This window comes from Pseudomaricurvus sp. ABR4_320 (assembly GCF_056159445.1).
The window spans coordinates 375,217-390,865 of the sequence record NZ_JBSWVF010000002.1; the positions used below are offsets into that span (position 1 = coordinate 375,217).

Below are 15,649 nucleotides of genomic sequence, written 5' to 3' on the forward strand. Positions count from 1 at the left end.
TTGCCCCATGTCTCATACTCTGTATCAAGTTGATGCGTTTGCTTCTGAGCTTTTCGCCGGTAATCCGGCGGCCGTTATGGTGTTAGAGGCCTGGATGCCTCCTTCGTTGATGCAGGCTATCGCGGCAGAGAACAATTTGTCAGAGACGGTGTATGTGGTGCCAGAGCACAACGGCTATGGCATTCGTTGGTTTACCCCCACTGTTGAGGTTCCTCTCTGTGGTCATGGCACTTTGGCGGCATCCCACATCCTATTTACGGAGTTGGGGCTGGAGCAGGAGACTGTCACCTTTTCTTCGGCGAGTGGACCCTTGCGAGTCAGGAGAGTTGCCGGCGGGTATCAACTGGATTTTCCTCCTAGTCCGGTAGAAGAAGATACTTTACCAAAAGACATTGCTGAGGTTTTCGGGTTTCAGCCGATTGAAGTTTTACGACATGAGGAAAAATGGCTGATCGTGACAGATGAGCAAATCGTGCGTTCGTTTGATCGTTCCTTTCTGCATCTGCCCGGCAGTGGTGGTGTTGTTTTGACGGCCCCAGGCGAAGGTGCCTACGACTGTGTATCACGCTTTTTTGGTCTGCGGGAACTGGGGATTGAAGAAGATCCGGTAACGGGATCCATGCATTGTATGGTGATCCCTTATTGGGCTGAACGTTTGGGTAAATCCCATTTGCGCGCCTTTCAGGCGTCTAGACGGGGAGGTGAGCTGCACTGTGAATATAACGGTGAACGGGTTTATATGACCGGGCAAGCCGTGACTTACCTGAAAGGTGAGATCCTTTTACCCGAGTAACGAAACTTTGAAGTCTCTGATAAAGGCCCCAGGTACGTAGGAAAAAAATGGACATGTTAGAAAGCGACCTCATTTCCCAAACCAGTTTTTCAGCAAGTTATTTGTTGAGTTTGCTGGTGTATATGTTGATTGTCACAATCACTCCGGGACCAAATAATCTGATGGTGACGGCGTCTGGAATGAACTTTGGTTATCAGCGCACCTTGCCGCATATTTTTGGCATTATGGCGGGGTGCGCCGTGATGGTCTCTGCCTGTGCCGCCGGGTTGGGGAGCCTATTCCTCCAATTCCCTATCTTGCACACGATATTAAAAGTTGTCGGTAGTCTGTATTTACTGTGGTTGGCGTACAAAATTTTCACCGCGAATAGTGCCGATTCTGATCGCAGCGTGGATAAGCCCCTGAGTTTTTACCAGGCGATGATGTTTCAGTTCGTCAACCCAAAGGCGTGGATGATGTCGATTACCGCCATTTCCACCTTCAGTTTAAACGGCGATTTGTTGCTGCTCAGTTTGCTGTTAATCATCGGGCTGCAAACGGCATTATGCCTTCCGTGTGTCTCAGTTTGGGCATTGATGGGCGTAAAAATACGGGAGTTTGTTCGCAAGCCAGTACAGCGGATTTGGTTTAATCGTGTTCTCGGAGTGCTGACGGCGTCTTGTGTATTGATGTTATTTCAATAATTCGTTAGATCTCATCGCCCTTCTTTGTCAGAAGGGCTGACGTCATAGATCCTTGAAAAGTCATCGATCTATGAAAAAGCCTTATTCATTTCGATGCCAAACATATTCCATTTGTCGAGCGGTTCCTGTGGCGATTTCTTCCGACGTTAACCGTGAAACCAGATGTAGGCTCATGTCGATACCCGCTGAAATGCCGCCGGAAGTAACAAATTTTCCTTGGTCGACCCAGCGTTGCGATTCCAAAACCGTCAGTTCTGGGTAGGAGCTGCGAAGATCGGCAATATCTTCCCAGTGAGTGGTAACAGTTAATTGGTTGAGAAGGCCGGCTTTAGCAAGAATGAAAGCTCCTGTGCAGACAGACGCAACGGTACTGGCGTTTTCAGCGGTCGTTTTTACCCAGCGGATAATCTCAGTTTTTTTCAATTCTTCGGTGTGGACGCCGCCGACGACAATAAAGGCATCTATGTGGGGATGACTGTTTATGTCGTAATGAGGGTTGATGCTGTAGCCACCCCTGGCTTTAACAGGGTTTTTAGTTTCCGCAATTAAAAAGACGTTAAACGCATCCTGTTCTAGATTCATTCGGTTGGCCGTTGAAAAAACCTCAAATGGTCCGGAAAAATCGAGCACTTCCGCGTCGTCATAAATATAGATTCCAACGTTTAACATCTCACTCTATCCTTATTGATCAATAGGTTTGTTCTGGCGTGTGACATAAGCCTCTAAATTCGGCTCGCACCAAAGTCGGCTGTCCCATAAAAAAATATCATCTCGACGGATTTCGCCGCTTTGAATTGGGTAGAAATACTGATTGCCATTACCCGCATCGGCGAAAAACAGCATCGCGTCAAACGGCATATAAAGCTCAGCGAAATCGACGTTGCTCCTAAACTCAAGGTTCGTTTTCACAAGGTGTTCGACAGGCCAGATTACGCCGAGGCCATGCTCGCCAGAAACGCCGTTGGATTCTAGCAAGCATGATGTCAATTCCGCCGGCAGCGCCATCCCTAATGCTTTTCCCGCGTCGTTTAGTTGAGACAGAGTGGCAGGTGGCGAGCATTGGTAGGGAATGCCCGAGCGATCAAATAGTCCTTTCCATCTCATAGACTAGGGTGCCATGTAAGGGGATGTACGGTTAAAAGCGGTGCCTACTCTGCGGTCAGTCGATGACGACGAATGGGGCTGTCATTTTCACGGATTTGGCGGCGACATGATCGATCACAATGACCTCAAAGGCATATTCTCCGTTGGGCCAATCTTCACCAATGGGCACAGCGGCACTGGAATTTCCTAGCATGAATTGCGCTTCTAGAGGCGCGGTTGTCCACAGCTTTCCAGATCCTCCGTCGATCATATTCTTGTCAGGCGTCCGTAGTTTGTAGTCTGCGATCAGGTTGCAGGTTTTTTCAGCGGACACTTCGCACCCTGAAAAAAAAATAAGAGTGCTAATGGTTTCCCCTTTGTGAGCTTTATCGATCACTGTAATTTGGGGCGGGGTTGGCTTCTTCCAGTCAGACCGTACTTTGGCTTCGTCGTTGGTTAAAACCAGCTTTACGTTGAATGGTGTACTATTTTGTGACGCGTCAGCGGGGGGTGTATTTTCTGGGCCAGATAACGCGTGTTGTCCAAGTGTGCAGAGCAGTCCTGAGAGCATCAGAGATTTGATTCGATTTGGCATGAAAAACTCCTGTAGTGTCATTCCATATTGCTTGATGAATGCGCTGACAGTCTCCTTGTTTTGTCTCGCCGGTTTACTCGGTGTTCTGCTTAATCACGTCTACTGATTAGATCTTCTATGCGCTTTCTGGTAAAGGCTTGCGGTCATCTTATCGTTTACCGGTCGCCAAGTCATCGTTGGCGAAGTTTGCCGGTTCTATTCAGGGAAGGTCGCAAATGTGGGGGCGTCACGGATCATGTTTTCCCACGTGGCCATACTTGCGGTAAAGATATGGGTAATAGGGAGTGTGTTTAGGTCTGTATCCAGGCTTCCGGCGGGAACTAATAACGATGAGCTTTCCGTGAAAACGGTAGGGACACTGGATCCGCAGCGATTGCAAAAGCTCTTCGTATGTCGTGTTCCTGGTAATGTGAAGGAAGAAAGAAACGCTTCCCCCGAATGCCAGCAGATATCCGCGGATTGAGAGAAGAGATTTGCGGCATGGGCCGAACCGGTATCCTTTTGGCAGTGTGTGCAATGGCATAAATACAAATGGTCAAAGTCGCCAGTGACAGTAAAGGTTATCGCGCCACAAAGGCAGGAGCCGGAATGTCTGTTCATTGGATACTCACTTATCGACTTGACGATGCCAGTCCGACGCCAAAGAGTATAAAAAATCCGCCGCTGATCCGGTTTAACCAGTGGCCTCGTCCCCCTGAAGTAAACCAACTGCGTGTGGATCTGGCAAGCGAGGCATAAATTAGATGAATAACGACAACCAGTAGGCTGTAGGTTGTGACCAGAATAAAAAAGTGCTTTGTGTGGTCGCCATTCAGCACCGTGAATTGGGGAAAAACACTGGCGAAAAACGCGATGGCTTTCGGATTGGTCAGTTGTATGGCCAGCCCCTCATAAAAATGTCGTTGCAGGCTTTTACTCGATTCCTCTTGGACGTCCAGTCGAAATACAGGCGATCGCCAAAGCCGAACACCCAGATAGAGCAAATAGAGGGCGCCGACCCATTTTATCATTCCAAATGCGGTTGCTGATGTTATCAACAAGAGTCCCAGGCCTGTGGCCGATAGAGCGGAAATAAAGAATGTACCCGTGGCGATTCCCAGGATGCCTGCGATTGCACTCTTTAATCCGTAGCAGATACTGTTACTCAGCGTGAGCACGACGCCTGGTCCAGGGCTCATAACTGTGACGACCGCGATCGCTAAGAATAATAGATAGCTGTCCATTAATGCCTCGAAGCAGTGACATCTGCCATTTTTATCGTCTCAGGAGGCGAGTAACCTTACGCAAGATCATCCGCCGTGTCAGGGAGGGGTAGAACAAACACTCATGATGAGATGAGTAGCAGGGCATCTTGAATCAGCCATGCCACTGTATTTGGGTAATTATTTGATAACCCATGTAGAGGAAAACGTAGCACGTCATGCCGGCAATAACCGCAGACAGATGGTAAAGAGCGCCGGTCAGAGTTCCTCTGGCCGTTATGCCAAACGCCAGTATGCGTTTTTCTGTATCTTCAAAACTCAACGAGAGTTTACGATAAAAAATAAAGTAGAAGATGGAATACAGTGGTATCAGTGTTAGGGCCAGCATGCGGCCATAGGATTTTCCAAACACGATGGCTGCCGATAACGTGATTAGCCAGCAGCAGAGATAACCTAACGCACAGCGCGTTAGTATCTTTTCTTTCGCTGAATCGTTCATAGAGGAATTCAGGGTCGGCTTAATAAGATTCGAGCGTTCTGCCGTCAATGGGAATTCTTGAGCGTGTCTAGCATATGACTATAAGGGATGTGACTGAATTCGCTAAAGCCGGGCAGTTTTTTTGCTTTTAGCTTGGTTAGCCAGGGACTCGCCATGCCGCATAAAAATCTCGTTTGGCTTTCAGGCTCTGGTTGTTGCTGAAAGGTCTTTTGATAGGCATGGTTAAAATCACGCAGTAGGGGCGTGATCTCTGGATTACTGGGGTATTCCGCAATTGGCTTTTCAGGCCATGGCTTGCGTGTTCCCATGCAGACCGAACAGTGGCCGCAATCGGTCGTCATACTTAAGTCATTAAAATACACCGCCAGCTGACGGCTGAGACAGGCGTTTGATTGAAACAGCGCCACCATATTCTGCAAGCGTCGAATCTCGCTGTCTTGGTGTTCCCGAAAGCGACTGTGCAGTTGCTTGGCGATGACATCTTGTTCTGCTTCCGTCCAGACCTGGACGTCGAAGACCTCGGTCATCTGCTTTATTTCAAGCGTTAGCCATTGCTTTTCGGCACAGTATTCTAACGCCGCAACCGCTCGTGACCGGGCGTCTTGTCCTTTGGTGTGAATTAACGCGTCCATATCCAAGCTGTACCAAGTACGGCCTTTTTTACTGCATTGCAGAATCGTTTTAAGAAAGCTCAGTCGCTCACCGTTAAATTTTGCCAGCAGTTCGGCTTCAGAATCCGGCTTAAATCGATACTCGGCGTAGTAACTGTACAAAGGCGTAATGTGTCCGCCCATTTCCAGGTAGACCAACAATGTCTTCAAAGGTAGGGGACGAATGTCTGTTTGATTGGACAGAGGTTGCATCATGGTTTCCCAGCGGCCAGATCCGTCAGGGGCAGAGGTGCTGTCAGATCGAATCACTGTCAGTAGGCGGCCTATGGCTGCAAGGGTCGGGGTATCGCCATAGGTGAAATTCTCTAGAACGGTTAATCCGGAGAGATCTGCGAGCAATACGCAATCCGAAGGTTTGCGGTCGCGACCTGCTCGCCCAATTTCCTGACTGTAGTTCTCAATCGACTTCGGCAGGTCGTAGTGTAAAACCTGGCGGATATCGCTCTTATCAATCCCCATGCCGAAGGCGATGGTGGCAACGATGCAGGGGGTTGCGCCCTCCATAAACCGTTGTTGAATCTCTTGGCGGCGGTCATTGGGAATACCTGCATGATAGGATTCGATCCTCACGGGTAATTGTTCGTTCAAGGATCGGGCAACATCGTCGGCAGTTGACTGTTGTGTGACATAGATAATGCTGCCGAATGGAGTCCCTTTTTGGATTCGATGTTGCAACCACTGTGCGCATTTTTGCAGTCGCTCGTCTGTTGCCGTGGGTTGAACGAGCAAGCGGAGGTTTGGCCGATAGAAGCCGGTGCTGGTGACGTGATCTTCTGTAATATCGAAGTGGGTGCGCATATCTTCGACGACGGCCTTGGTCGCTGTCGCGGTCAAGAGTAAGGCTTGTGGAATAGAAAACTCACGTCGCCAGGAGGGCAGTTTTAAGTAGTCGGGACGAAAATTATGCCCCCATTCAGAAATACAATGGGCTTCATCAATGACCAATAACGAAATGGGTACATGACGGACGAACTCGCGGAATCGTTCGTTTTTTAAACGCTCTACGGAAATAAATAGGATTTTGATTGTGCCGTTGCGAACGTCTTGCTGAATTTGAAGATACGCTTCGCGGGACAGGGTCGAATCCAGACTGGCAGCCGCAATGCCTTTGCTGCGTAAAAACCTCACTTGATCCTGCATCAGTGCAAGCAGCGGCGATACGACTAACGTGAGATGGGGCAGCAGAAGGGCGGGAAGCTGATAACAAAGTGATTTTCCCGATCCAGTCGGAAAGATCGCAGCGGCGGAGTGACCACTAAGAATCGCTTCTATTACCGACTGTTGCCCTTGCCGCAGGGCGTCAAATCCGAATGTGCTTTTAAGTGGCGCTAGCCAGTTGGGTATGGTTTCCATATCTGCATCCTTGCAGAAAACCCTATTGAGTAAAAGTAGAATATGATGACCGTTGGCATCCGCGGTTTCGATGAATGACGAATTCTTCAGTTGATCAGCCTACGGGGTAGCGGCGATCGTTACCTCAGTGCATCCGTTGCGTGTCGGCTGCGCACGTATTCAGACAGCTTGGCCTCTGCATGGCGCAGCCCCCGGATTTTGCAGGTTTTACGGTTTAACAGCTCCCAATTTTTAGATTTAACAATATCTATAAGGCCGGGGTGAATATAGCTGGACTGCAATATTGACGGTGTGTTTCCTGATAACTCAGAGACGCTCTCCAAAAGCGATTTCAGTGACGGCGCTTTTCCATTTTTAGAGGCATTGAGTGCCGCTTCGAGAAAGATACAGCTGAAGCGCCAAGTGCGGAAGTCTTTCGCTGAAAATCGATCATCCGTGTGGACTTTGATAAATTGATTGATGTCGACGGACCCGATTTCCTGGGCGCTACCGTTGGCATCAATATACTGAAATAGACGTTGCCCGGGAATATCCTCACAGCGGTCGATGATCGTTGCAACTGCTGGGTCTCGCAGATGTTTTGCAAGCTCTCGTCCGCCTTTCCCAGTATATTCCAGGTGAACGCAGTTTTTGTCGATATCGACATGCTTCTTCAGAAGAGTGGTTAACCCATAGGTCTTATTGGTCTTTGTTGCCAGTTTGCTGCCTACTCGTATTCCGGTTCGATCCAGAATGCGAACCATGGCGCAGATAATGTCTTCTTTGTTTTCAATATCTGGATTGTCGTTCAAAGTTTTTGAAACGAACTGGCGAATTTTCGGTAATGCGTCGGCGAAATCCGCCATGCCGGAAAACTTGGTCGATTCACGAAGCTGTGCCCAGTGCGGGTGGTAAAAATACTGCTTTTTCTTCTTGGCATCATAGCCCGTGGCCTGCAGGTGGCCATTTTCTTTGGGGCAATACCATACATCGACATAGGTTGGCGGAACCCCCAGTTTCTGTAATCGCTCTCGCTCCGTCTTGGAGTGAATCCTACTGCCATCAATGTTGATGTAAGAGAATCCTCGGCCCCGTCGAATTCGGGTGATGCCTGGCTTTTCCTCGTAGACGTACAGCAGTTCGTACTCAGAGAGCGTCTGCGGCGCAATTTTGGTTGCGATCAGTTTTGGCTCTGGGACACGTGCCGTCATGAATTTGAAGCCTTTCTCAGCTCAGGGTGTGACTTGAGCGCGGCACCGCTACCGGCTTGTTCAATGTAGTAGGCTGGCTCGTCATCGCTGGCATTGCGAGTGACTTCGCTTCCGTTGATTTTGCGAGTGATCTTCTGGGTATAGATTTTCTCAATTTTTCCGTTGGCTGTGCCTTGCCCCCAGTCCCATTCTACCTTGTCGCCAACGTTATATTTCGCTGCCATAGCAGACGATCCTCTTATTTTTAGGGTTAAACGTCGCCTATATCAGACGCTCTACGTCACCTAGGGAACCTCTAATTAATGTCGGCGAGGCGGCCAGCGCAAGGCAAAAATGAACGAAAAAGCACAATTTACATGTTGTAAATGAGCATTTTGAGATCATTTTTAACGCAGCGATGGCAACGCAGGTAATTAATCAGAGGTTCCCAAGTTGAAGATACGGAGGCGATCCCACATTGGATGTAGGCAGGGGTTGTGGATTGGCAGCTATTTCGTTTTGTGATGGGAAACTATTGGTTGATGCGGCATTCTAACTTGATACGGTGGTGTTGCTTTGTGGGAAAGGACTGACGTCGTTGAGGATAACCGGCAGTGCTGCTCGTCACTTTTTCTTCCTTAGATTTCTAACTGTAAATAAAAGGAAAACATGGATGTGAAGCAAGCGGAGCGCGGATATAAAAACCTCAAAGGAGGGGAGTGGTATATTCCTCTAGGGCTATCAATCGTTGCTCATCTGCTGCTATTTTTCTGGTTGGAAAAGCGGGTCGTTAACCTCAACACGGGCAATCATAAAGAGTCTTTGGTTCGTGTTACCATTGAGCGTCAAACGACAGCAAGCGCTCAAAAAAATACGTCGACGCGTTCACAATCCGAGCCTGTTTTACCTGAAGATGCGGAAAATGTCTCATCAATATCGGCTAACAGTGCGTCAGATTTGGCTCGAGACGACACCGCAATAGGGCCTGGTGAGCCAGCCTCCTCGACTCCAAAGAACGCTGAAAAAAAAGATAAGCGTATCGAGCCAGTACAGAACGCCAATAGACCGCTCGATTCGAAAGAAAAACCGGTTATTGAATCTGAATTTCACGCTTACGATTATTTGATTGGCGATAAAAAGCTGGAATACCTGCGGGATGACCGTAACTCACGCAGCCTCAACGACACTGATAACACCACAATTTTTGATCCCCAGTTGAAGGAAAAAATTGCAGCGTCTCGCTCTGCGCGCGCTTCGACGCCCGCCCAGCGCGATCTGGTGACCTATACCGCAAATAGTGGAGACGAATACCTGGTTGTGGGCGACAAGTGTATCCGAACAGCATCCGCGAGTGCGAATGAAGAGGTGTTGTGGGGCCTGCCATCACGCTGCCCCTGGGAAAAAACAGAATCTGAAAAAATGCTGGATGGTATTAATCGAGCATTAAATGAAAGACGTTAGTGCGCCTTAGCCATTCTGTAGTTGGTGACGGTCACCGTGCGAGGGCTGAGTAGCAGGCTGCTATTCTTTTTTGCAGTCTCCCAGTTCCTCAAACCAATAGACAACGTTACCCGCCATTACGATTGTGCCCGAGACGACGACGGACCCTGCGGAGATCACCCCAGCCATCAGGGCATTTCCGAAACAGCCAGCATTTTCACAACTTCCGAAATTACGCATTTGCTCTGAGGTCAGCACCATGTGCCGACTCTGAATTTGGCATTCCTCGTTAAAACGAGTGACTTTTTCAGGGTAAACAATGCAGCCGCTTAATGAGGTGAGCAAGCCCGCTGATAATAGGGTTGCTGCTGTTTTTGAAAGGGTCCTTTTCATTGTGGTATTCCATAACACGATTAACCCCTTTCTGACGCATTTTGGTGGGATTGGTTCCCGAGCACAAAAAAGCCACCCGAAGGTGGCTTAAAGCACAGTCGTTTTTCTGAAAAGTCTGGGGTTAGGCGTTGCCTGTTCTCCAGCCTTCGGAATAGGTCTTTCTCGCGACTTCCGAGTAAGGCGTTGGGCTGACGATGACTTTGATCTCAAGCATTCTGTGATTTTCGACCGTGATTTTATCAGTGCCACCCTCTGGCTCGCCCCAGTAGAGGGTGAGTTCGTCACCAATGTCGACGTCGGCATCGACGACGCCCAGTGACAGCATGGTACGCTCGTTGTAGCTGTAGCCACTGAACATGGATATACCGACGGTTTTGCCGTTTGCATCGACGACTTTATCATGACCGGCGGAAGAGTAATTCGAGATCGGCATGTCGATAAATTTGTAAATCGGCTGATCTTTTTGGAACAAAGATGCATACGCTTTAATAACGTCTTCACCATTCCACGCGAAGGTTACCTTCTTACGCTGAGGCTGGTCGCTCATTTTTTCCAGAGCTTCACGTCCAATAAAGTCGTGGTCGAACTTGACGAAAGGACCATAACCCAGGGCGTAGGGCGTCATGTAGTAGTCTTCAATATTGTCAGACACAAAGCTTCCGGCAATGGCGCCTGCGCTGCCTTCATAACCTTTTGCTGACAACCACTCGCGGTAAGGCTTCATTTCATCGCCGGTATAAACCGCTGGCAGAGGGGAGGGAATCCAGCCGGATTCGAGGGTGTTACTGGCGTAAGTTCTGGATCCGACTTCGACGATTCCAAATTCTTTACCGGCTTCAACAATGGCTGCACGAATCTCATCGTATTCTTCGTATGGCCCCCAAATTTCCAAGCCAGGTGCGCCAGACATGCCGTGACGCAAGGCATAAACTTCTTTGCCATTGATTTTGATTTTATCAAAATTGAAGAACTTGATTTCAGGCACTGGGCCGCCGTTTAGCTTCTCAATCACTTGACCCGCTTTCGGGCCTTGAATTTGAAAACGGTAGTGAACTCGGGATACGGCTTTACCCATGGGTTTGGATGGGGAGCGGTCATCGTAGGTGGTTTTGACGTCGAATCCGCCGGTTTCCGCGTGGAATTGAATCCAGTTGGCAGTAGGCTGGCGGCCAACGAAAATCATTTTGTTCTCTTCCATGTAAAAGAGAATGCCGTCGCCAATAACATGCCCGTTATAGCTGCACGGAACCATTTGCTTGGCTTTACCGGGTTTGAAGTTTTTAAAGGTATTGATGGTCAGGCGCGACATAAATTCGAAGGTGTCTGGTCCTTCGACAATCATATCAACCATGTGGTGTGACTGATCAAAGAGTACGCAGGTTTCACGCCAGGCTTCCTGTTCGTCACGCCAGTTGCTGAATTCATAGGGAACGACGGGGTAAACATAGGCACCGATCTGAGAGTTGCGGAGCATTTGAACGGGATTGACGCCGCTTTGAAGTACATCTTCGAGACTTTTCTCAGTCATTTTTTTGTCCTCATTATGTCATTTGAGAGCTGGTTTATTGTTATCTCTGGCTTTGGGACCAAATCTCGCCAACAGCCTGGATTCTGGTTTTTGTACCGGTTGTGGTCTCAGTAAGCATTTGCTGGCAAATGACGCCAGCAAAACCGTCTGTTTTTCAGAATGGATCCAAAATTAGCGCAAAATTCCCGGTAATACAATATAATCTGGTAAAAATAATATGAATTGGATCCATAACTGAAGGTTGGCCTGATGAATGAGAACTCAAACGTACTGGCTAAATTGCGCAAAATGATCGTTAAGGGGGAGATTTCCCCCGGTGAAAAATTGGCGGAAATTCCGATCGCGGAGCGTCTGGGCGTATCGAGGACGCCCGTGCGTCTGGCGTTTCGTACCCTGGAGCAGGAGGGGTTGTTGCGCAAACGTGAAACGCGGGGCTTTGTCGTCCGGGAGTTCACTCAGGATGATGTTTATTGTGCGTTAGAAGTACGGGGCGCTTTAGAAGGTATTGCGGCGCGACGTCTCAGTGAGCGAGGTTTGCAAGACGAGGTGCTGCAGGAGTTGCAGGATTGTATCAACCAAGGCAATCAGCTGTTTGCCAAAGGGTTTCTATCAGAAACCGATATCGAAGGCTGGAGTTCTCTCAATCAACGTTTTCATCGCACGATTATTGAAGCCAGTAGCAGTGGCCCCATTGCTGACGCCATCGCTCGCAACAATCATCTGCCTTTTGCTTCGTGCGATTCATTAATTATTGATACCACTGTTCTCGATAAGGAGTATCAAAAGTTGTTGTTGGCGCACATTCAGCATCAAGCTGTTTTGGAAGCCTTGGTTGCCGGAGAGGGCGCCAGGGCAGAGAATCTGATGCGCGAGCACGCTTACATTGGATTGCGATACGCCAGCATATTTGGCATAGCGGAGCAGGAGTTTACTCGGTCATAATGACTAGTAGACCGAAGAAATAAATGTAAGCGCGGTGAGGCAAGCCGCCTCGCCGACATTAATCAAAGGCTCCCTCGTTCCGAGCCAATGGGTTTTATGACAGCCTGCTGGCAGCTAGGTCGGCACCTGCACGTAAATTGGTCAGTTTTTTCCAGGTAACATCCGGATCAATTTTTCCGTAACCGGCAAACGTCCCAAATCCGCAGTCGGTACTGGCCACAACACGCTCAGCCCCGACAATCCCTGCAAAACGCTCAATGCGCTGGGCAATAAGCTCTGGATGTTCAATGTAATTGGAGCAGGTATCGATCAATCCGGGTGCCAGTATTTTGTCATCGGGAAGGTTGGCATCGCGCCAGACCGTCCATTCGTGTTCATGGCGGGGGTTGGCGGCTTCAAACAACAGGGTTGCCGGCCGAGCTTTTAAAAGGATGCTGATCACTTTTTCTAACGCGATATCATGATCGTGAGGCCCCTCGTAGTTTCCCCAGCAGATATGCATGCGGAGTTTGTCCACCGGAATGTTTGCCGTAGCCGCGTTTAGCGCTTCAACGTTGGCTTCGGCGATGGCTAAAAATTCCTCTTCGGTGGCATCCTGATATCCAGTATGTCGCGACATGGCGAGATCGGGACAATCCAGTTGCAGTGAGAAGCCCGCTGCGACTATGGCTTCGTATTCGGCGCGCATCGCATCAGCCAGATCGGCGAGATAGGCTTCGTGCGTTGGGTAGTAATTGTTGGGTTGAAAAGCGGTGATCAAACCTGGAGAGGCGGAATTCATAAAGGCATCGACCGGATTATCGCTCTGCTCAAGCGCCGCTTTAAAGCGGCGAATGTCGTCGTGCAGTGGATCCAAATTGACCAGTTCAACTTTGTCGATGCAAGAGGCTCGAACGAATTCCTGATCGCCCATGATCTTTGCGAGCTTTTTGGCGAGTTCCGGGTGTTCGGCTAAATCTTTAGCGGGTTTGCGTTTGCAGTCACCGCCAAACCCGCTGAGGCGTTCGGTAATGTAGGTGGAGTATCCAACTTTGCCGAGCTCGCCATCGCTGACCATCGTCACGCCGGCAGCGATCTGCTTGTTTACCGCTTCCGCAACTTCGTTAACAACGAGTGTTTCGAAGGCGTTTGTGTCGACATCTTGTTTGTGGTCTAACGCGATGAGCATTTCTGCTAATGCCTGGCTGCGCGGCAGGCTTCCAACGTGCGTAGTGGGGATAAAAGGCGTGGCCATGGGTGTTTCCTGTCGGTGTGTGGTCTGATCGATATTATTGTCATTGGCTCATCCAATACGTTGGATGGCGTTTATGGTAAGTAGCCTTATCAATTCTGCGATGCATTGCAGAAATTCGCGCCAGTCAGTGTTTTTTGGGTCGGGGTGTCCATTCTCTGAGCTTAACCCCAACCGCTAACAAAGCTATACTGTTATGTCGACGAACAAAAACAGATGACGGACGGTACTCACTTTTGAATTCTACAGTTGATTCTTTGCTAGGCTATCACGTGCGGCGTGTTTCGTCGCAGTCGATGGCAAATCTTGCCGAGCTTCTAACGCCTCTCAATTTGCGGGTGACCGATGTAACCGTCATGTCGCAGATCAATGATTCGCCCAATATCACGTCAAGCGAAGTCGGTCGAAATCTCGGTATTCGACGAGCCAATATGACGCCGTTGATTACAGCGTTGATCCATCGAGGCTATCTGGCATCCACGCCGATTGATGGTCGCTCTCAGGGTCTGTCTTTGACCGACGAAGGGCGCGATGTTTTTAATAAAGCCTGGTCATTGATCGAACAACATGAAGCCAGTTATTTTTCGCAGCTGGACGAAGGCGAGCGTGAACAGCTGCGGGATTTGCTTTCGCGAGTCTGGAGTTAGGCTGTCGAAATTTAAACGACAGCCTGCAATCAGTGGTGTTCGCGAGTGTACTCGTCGACCCAGTCGACGGTCTTTTCCAGGCCTCCGAACGGATAAAAATGCAATCTTACGCGTCCATGCTCTGTATTAAAGCCTTTGGCGAAGGCATCAACCATCTTATCTGGTCCGGCTGTGCCGAGCAGTTTGGTGATCGATATTCCGTATTTGGTCAGTACCGAGGTTGAGGCAGAAACGCCGCAGCGAGCGGCAAATTTCATAAGCGCTTTAATGCTGGTTGGGCCGGGAACCCCAATTCTAACCGGTGCATCAATGTTGCGGTTGCGCAGCACTTTTAACCAATCCATAAAGGCATCCGGATCGAAACCAAACTGAGTCACAATCAGTGGACTCATGCCGCGTTCGTGAATCATGGCGGTTTTCTTTTCCAATATTTGCAAGCACTCATCATTACTCATATTGGGGTGGCCTTCCGGATGTCCGGCGATACCGATGGCCTGGATTCCATTTTGCTCAAAAAAGCCTGTGCTAATCAGGGCGCTGGTGTCGGCATAGGGGCCTTCGGGTTGTGACGGATCACCGGCGATGGCGAAGCAGCGCTTGACGCCAGCTTCGTTCACCATGCTTTCAATCATTTCCTTAAATTCCGCCTCTGATGTGATTCGGCGAGCAGAAAAATGGGGCATGGGTTCGAACCCAAGACGGCGTACTTCCTTTGCGGCGGCGAGTCGTGCGGGCAGGGTCTCTCCGGGTAAAAACGTAATGGCGACCGGAGTTGCCGGCGGCAGCTTAGCAGCGATACTCTGCAACTTCTCGACGTCTTTGGCGGTAATCTCTATCGAGTAGCCTTCTGTGATATGGGTTGGCTCTCTATCCCAGTTGGGATGTATCTGCGCGTAGCTCATCATTATTGTTCTCCGAGTCTCAGATTGGATTGGCAGTGGTCGCAAGAGAAAGTGCGCACAGATAGTTGGAACAGGGGGTCGAGTTTAGCGAGCGTGTTCGTATCCGTCGATTCCTCATTAGTGTCTCGATGATAAAAGATAATGGATACAATATAAAAGAATTATTTTCTGTGAGTACCTATCGTTGGCGTCATTGAAAACATAAAAACTGGGTCAGTCTTCTTGATTTTCTGAGCGTTATTCGCGTTAAGCCTCTATTTATTAGGCATTTTTGGATCTGAAAGCTTGTTTTTGGGTGAAGGTTAGCAATTCTGAATACGATGCCGGTTGCGTATTGTTAATGAGTTAATGTATCCCAAATGGCATTCGGGCGCCCATTTTCTCTCTATCTCTTGAAAGTGTTTGGAGCGTAGACAGTCTTCCACATCCACGTTAAGGTCATTTCAAGCGACGCTACTTCCTTGTTAAAAGGGGGATGTGTGTTTTGCCTTTAATAATAAAGATAACGGGTAAAAGAT

At 49.1% G+C, this 15,649-nt stretch carries 18 protein-coding genes; 5 read left to right on the plus strand and 13 right to left on the minus strand.

The features are described from left to right. The first annotated feature begins 7 nt into the window (after nucleotides 1–7). Complete coding sequence (locus ACXAFR_RS04835) at nucleotides 8–793, plus strand: PhzF family phenazine biosynthesis protein (protein WP_475172854.1); 786 nt, start codon at nucleotides 8–10, stop codon at nucleotides 791–793. Between the two features lie 53 nt (nucleotides 794–846). Next, nucleotides 847–1,476 (plus strand): LysE family translocator, encoded by a 630-nt coding sequence (locus tag ACXAFR_RS04840; RefSeq protein WP_475172857.1) that lies wholly within the window; start codon nucleotides 847–849, stop codon nucleotides 1,474–1,476. An 81-nt stretch (nucleotides 1,477–1,557) separates the two neighbouring features. On the opposite strand, the gene ACXAFR_RS04845 is transcribed toward ACXAFR_RS04840, so the two are convergent. The 9 genes from ACXAFR_RS04845 to ACXAFR_RS04885 form a co-directional block, all read right to left on the minus strand. Next, on the minus strand, nucleotides 1,558–2,145 hold the full coding sequence (locus ACXAFR_RS04845; protein ID WP_475172860.1) for a DJ-1/PfpI family protein: 588 nt from the start codon (nucleotides 2,143–2,145) through the stop codon (nucleotides 1,558–1,560). A gap of 12 nt (nucleotides 2,146–2,157) precedes the next feature. Next, nucleotides 2,158–2,580: an SMI1/KNR4 family protein gene (locus tag ACXAFR_RS04850; protein WP_475172861.1), complete on the minus strand. Its 423-nt coding sequence runs from the start codon at nucleotides 2,578–2,580 to the stop codon at nucleotides 2,158–2,160. A 55-nt stretch (nucleotides 2,581–2,635) separates the two neighbouring features. Next, the gene (locus tag ACXAFR_RS04855) at nucleotides 2,636–3,154 is read right to left on the minus strand and encodes a hypothetical protein (RefSeq protein ID WP_475172862.1); all 519 of its coding nucleotides are present in this window, start codon (nucleotides 3,152–3,154) and stop codon (nucleotides 2,636–2,638) included. 195 nt (nucleotides 3,155–3,349) lie between these two features. Beyond that, a complete protein-coding gene (locus ACXAFR_RS04860) occupies nucleotides 3,350–3,754 on the minus strand; it encodes a GFA family protein (protein ID WP_475172867.1) in 405 nt (134 codons plus the stop codon). Nucleotides 3,755–3,765: 11 nt separating this feature from the next. After that, nucleotides 3,766–4,332, minus strand: coding sequence for a LysE family translocator (locus ACXAFR_RS04865; protein WP_475172873.1), 567 nt, complete (start codon nucleotides 4,330–4,332; stop codon nucleotides 3,766–3,768). A gap of 178 nt (nucleotides 4,333–4,510) precedes the next feature. Beyond that, nucleotides 4,511–4,855 (minus strand): hypothetical protein, encoded by a 345-nt coding sequence (locus tag ACXAFR_RS04870; RefSeq protein ID WP_475172876.1) that lies wholly within the window; start codon nucleotides 4,853–4,855, stop codon nucleotides 4,511–4,513. Nucleotides 4,856–4,899: 44 nt separating this feature from the next. After that, a complete protein-coding gene (locus tag ACXAFR_RS04875) occupies nucleotides 4,900–6,879 on the minus strand; it encodes a RecQ family ATP-dependent DNA helicase (RefSeq protein WP_475172879.1) in 1,980 nt (659 codons plus the stop codon). A 119-nt stretch (nucleotides 6,880–6,998) separates the two neighbouring features. After that, complete coding sequence (locus ACXAFR_RS04880; protein WP_475172881.1) at nucleotides 6,999–8,069, minus strand: DNA topoisomerase IB; 1,071 nt, start codon at nucleotides 8,067–8,069, stop codon at nucleotides 6,999–7,001. Further along, complete coding sequence (locus tag ACXAFR_RS04885) at nucleotides 8,066–8,293, minus strand: hypervirulence associated TUDOR domain-containing protein (RefSeq protein ID WP_475172884.1); 228 nt, start codon at nucleotides 8,291–8,293, stop codon at nucleotides 8,066–8,068. Before ACXAFR_RS04885 ends, ACXAFR_RS04880 begins: the two co-directional genes overlap by 4 nt. 424 nt (nucleotides 8,294–8,717) lie before the next feature. On the opposite strand from ACXAFR_RS04885, the gene ACXAFR_RS04890 reads away from it, so the two are divergent. Further along, complete coding sequence (locus tag ACXAFR_RS04890) at nucleotides 8,718–9,509, plus strand: hypothetical protein (protein ID WP_475172887.1); 792 nt, start codon at nucleotides 8,718–8,720, stop codon at nucleotides 9,507–9,509. 60 nt (nucleotides 9,510–9,569) lie between these two features. On the opposite strand, the gene ACXAFR_RS04895 is transcribed toward ACXAFR_RS04890, so the two are convergent. After that, nucleotides 9,570–9,881, minus strand: coding sequence for a hypothetical protein (locus ACXAFR_RS04895; RefSeq protein ID WP_475172889.1), 312 nt, complete (start codon nucleotides 9,879–9,881; stop codon nucleotides 9,570–9,572). Between the two features lie 121 nt (nucleotides 9,882–10,002). Continuing rightward, a complete protein-coding gene (gene ligM / locus ACXAFR_RS04900) occupies nucleotides 10,003–11,409 on the minus strand; it encodes a vanillate/3-O-methylgallate O-demethylase (protein ID WP_475172892.1) in 1,407 nt (468 codons plus the stop codon). Between the two features lie 249 nt (nucleotides 11,410–11,658). Here ligM and ACXAFR_RS04905 point away from each other — a divergent pair, with 249 nt between their 5' ends. Further along, the gene (locus tag ACXAFR_RS04905; RefSeq protein ID WP_475172896.1) at nucleotides 11,659–12,351 is read left to right on the plus strand and encodes a GntR family transcriptional regulator; all 693 of its coding nucleotides are present in this window, start codon (nucleotides 11,659–11,661) and stop codon (nucleotides 12,349–12,351) included. A gap of 94 nt (nucleotides 12,352–12,445) precedes the next feature. Here the strand turns inward: ACXAFR_RS04905 and ACXAFR_RS04910 are convergent, their stop codons facing one another. Continuing rightward, nucleotides 12,446–13,585 carry a cobalamin-independent methionine synthase II family protein gene (locus tag ACXAFR_RS04910; protein WP_475172901.1) on the minus strand — a complete coding sequence of 380 codons (1,140 nt, stop codon included), beginning with the start codon at nucleotides 13,583–13,585 and terminating at the stop codon, nucleotides 12,446–12,448. A gap of 233 nt (nucleotides 13,586–13,818) precedes the next feature. Here ACXAFR_RS04910 and ACXAFR_RS04915 point away from each other — a divergent pair, with 233 nt between their 5' ends. Further along, the gene (locus tag ACXAFR_RS04915; protein WP_475172909.1) at nucleotides 13,819–14,229 is read left to right on the plus strand and encodes a MarR family winged helix-turn-helix transcriptional regulator; all 411 of its coding nucleotides are present in this window, start codon (nucleotides 13,819–13,821) and stop codon (nucleotides 14,227–14,229) included. 29 nt (nucleotides 14,230–14,258) lie between these two features. Here ACXAFR_RS04915 and ACXAFR_RS04920 read toward each other — a convergent pair whose 3' ends face one another. Beyond that, nucleotides 14,259–15,134, minus strand: coding sequence for a methylenetetrahydrofolate reductase (locus tag ACXAFR_RS04920; protein ID WP_475172914.1), 876 nt, complete (start codon nucleotides 15,132–15,134; stop codon nucleotides 14,259–14,261). Nucleotides 15,135–15,649: the final 515 nt, after the last annotated feature.

Bases quoted from the DNA above. Each gene is read 5' to 3' on its own strand.
- ACXAFR_RS04835 (WP_475172854.1), top strand. From the start codon at position 8: ATGTCTCATACTCTGTATCAAGTTGATGCGTTTGCTTCTGAGCTTTTC.
- ACXAFR_RS04840 (WP_475172857.1), top strand. From the start codon at position 847: ATGTTAGAAAGCGACCTCATTTCCCAAACCAGTTTTTCAGCAAGTTAT.
- ACXAFR_RS04845 (WP_475172860.1), bottom strand. From the start codon at position 2,145: ATGTTAAACGTTGGAATCTATATTTATGACGACGCGGAAGTGCTCGAT.
- ACXAFR_RS04850 (WP_475172861.1), bottom strand. From the start codon at position 2,580: ATGAGATGGAAAGGACTATTTGATCGCTCGGGCATTCCCTACCAATGC.
- ACXAFR_RS04855 (WP_475172862.1), bottom strand. From the start codon at position 3,154: ATGCCAAATCGAATCAAATCTCTGATGCTCTCAGGACTGCTCTGCACA.
- ACXAFR_RS04860 (WP_475172867.1), bottom strand. From the start codon at position 3,754: ATGAACAGACATTCCGGCTCCTGCCTTTGTGGCGCGATAACCTTTACT.
- ACXAFR_RS04865 (WP_475172873.1), bottom strand. From the start codon at position 4,332: ATGAGCCCTGGACCAGGCGTCGTGCTCACGCTGAGTAACAGTATCTGC.
- ACXAFR_RS04870 (WP_475172876.1), bottom strand. From the start codon at position 4,855: ATGAACGATTCAGCGAAAGAAAAGATACTAACGCGCTGTGCGTTAGGT.
- ACXAFR_RS04875 (WP_475172879.1), bottom strand. From the start codon at position 6,879: ATGGAAACCATACCCAACTGGCTAGCGCCACTTAAAAGCACATTCGGA.
- ACXAFR_RS04880 (WP_475172881.1), bottom strand. From the start codon at position 8,069: ATGACGGCACGTGTCCCAGAGCCAAAACTGATCGCAACCAAAATTGCG.
- ACXAFR_RS04885 (WP_475172884.1), bottom strand. From the start codon at position 8,293: ATGGCAGCGAAATATAACGTTGGCGACAAGGTAGAATGGGACTGGGGG.
- ACXAFR_RS04890 (WP_475172887.1), top strand. From the start codon at position 8,718: ATGGATGTGAAGCAAGCGGAGCGCGGATATAAAAACCTCAAAGGAGGG.
- ACXAFR_RS04895 (WP_475172889.1), bottom strand. From the start codon at position 9,881: ATGAAAAGGACCCTTTCAAAAACAGCAGCAACCCTATTATCAGCGGGC.
- ligM (WP_475172892.1), bottom strand. From the start codon at position 11,409: ATGACTGAGAAAAGTCTCGAAGATGTACTTCAAAGCGGCGTCAATCCC.
- ACXAFR_RS04905 (WP_475172896.1), top strand. From the start codon at position 11,659: ATGAATGAGAACTCAAACGTACTGGCTAAATTGCGCAAAATGATCGTT.
- ACXAFR_RS04910 (WP_475172901.1), bottom strand. From the start codon at position 13,585: ATGGCCACGCCTTTTATCCCCACTACGCACGTTGGAAGCCTGCCGCGC.
- ACXAFR_RS04920 (WP_475172914.1), bottom strand. From the start codon at position 15,134: ATGATGAGCTACGCGCAGATACATCCCAACTGGGATAGAGAGCCAACC.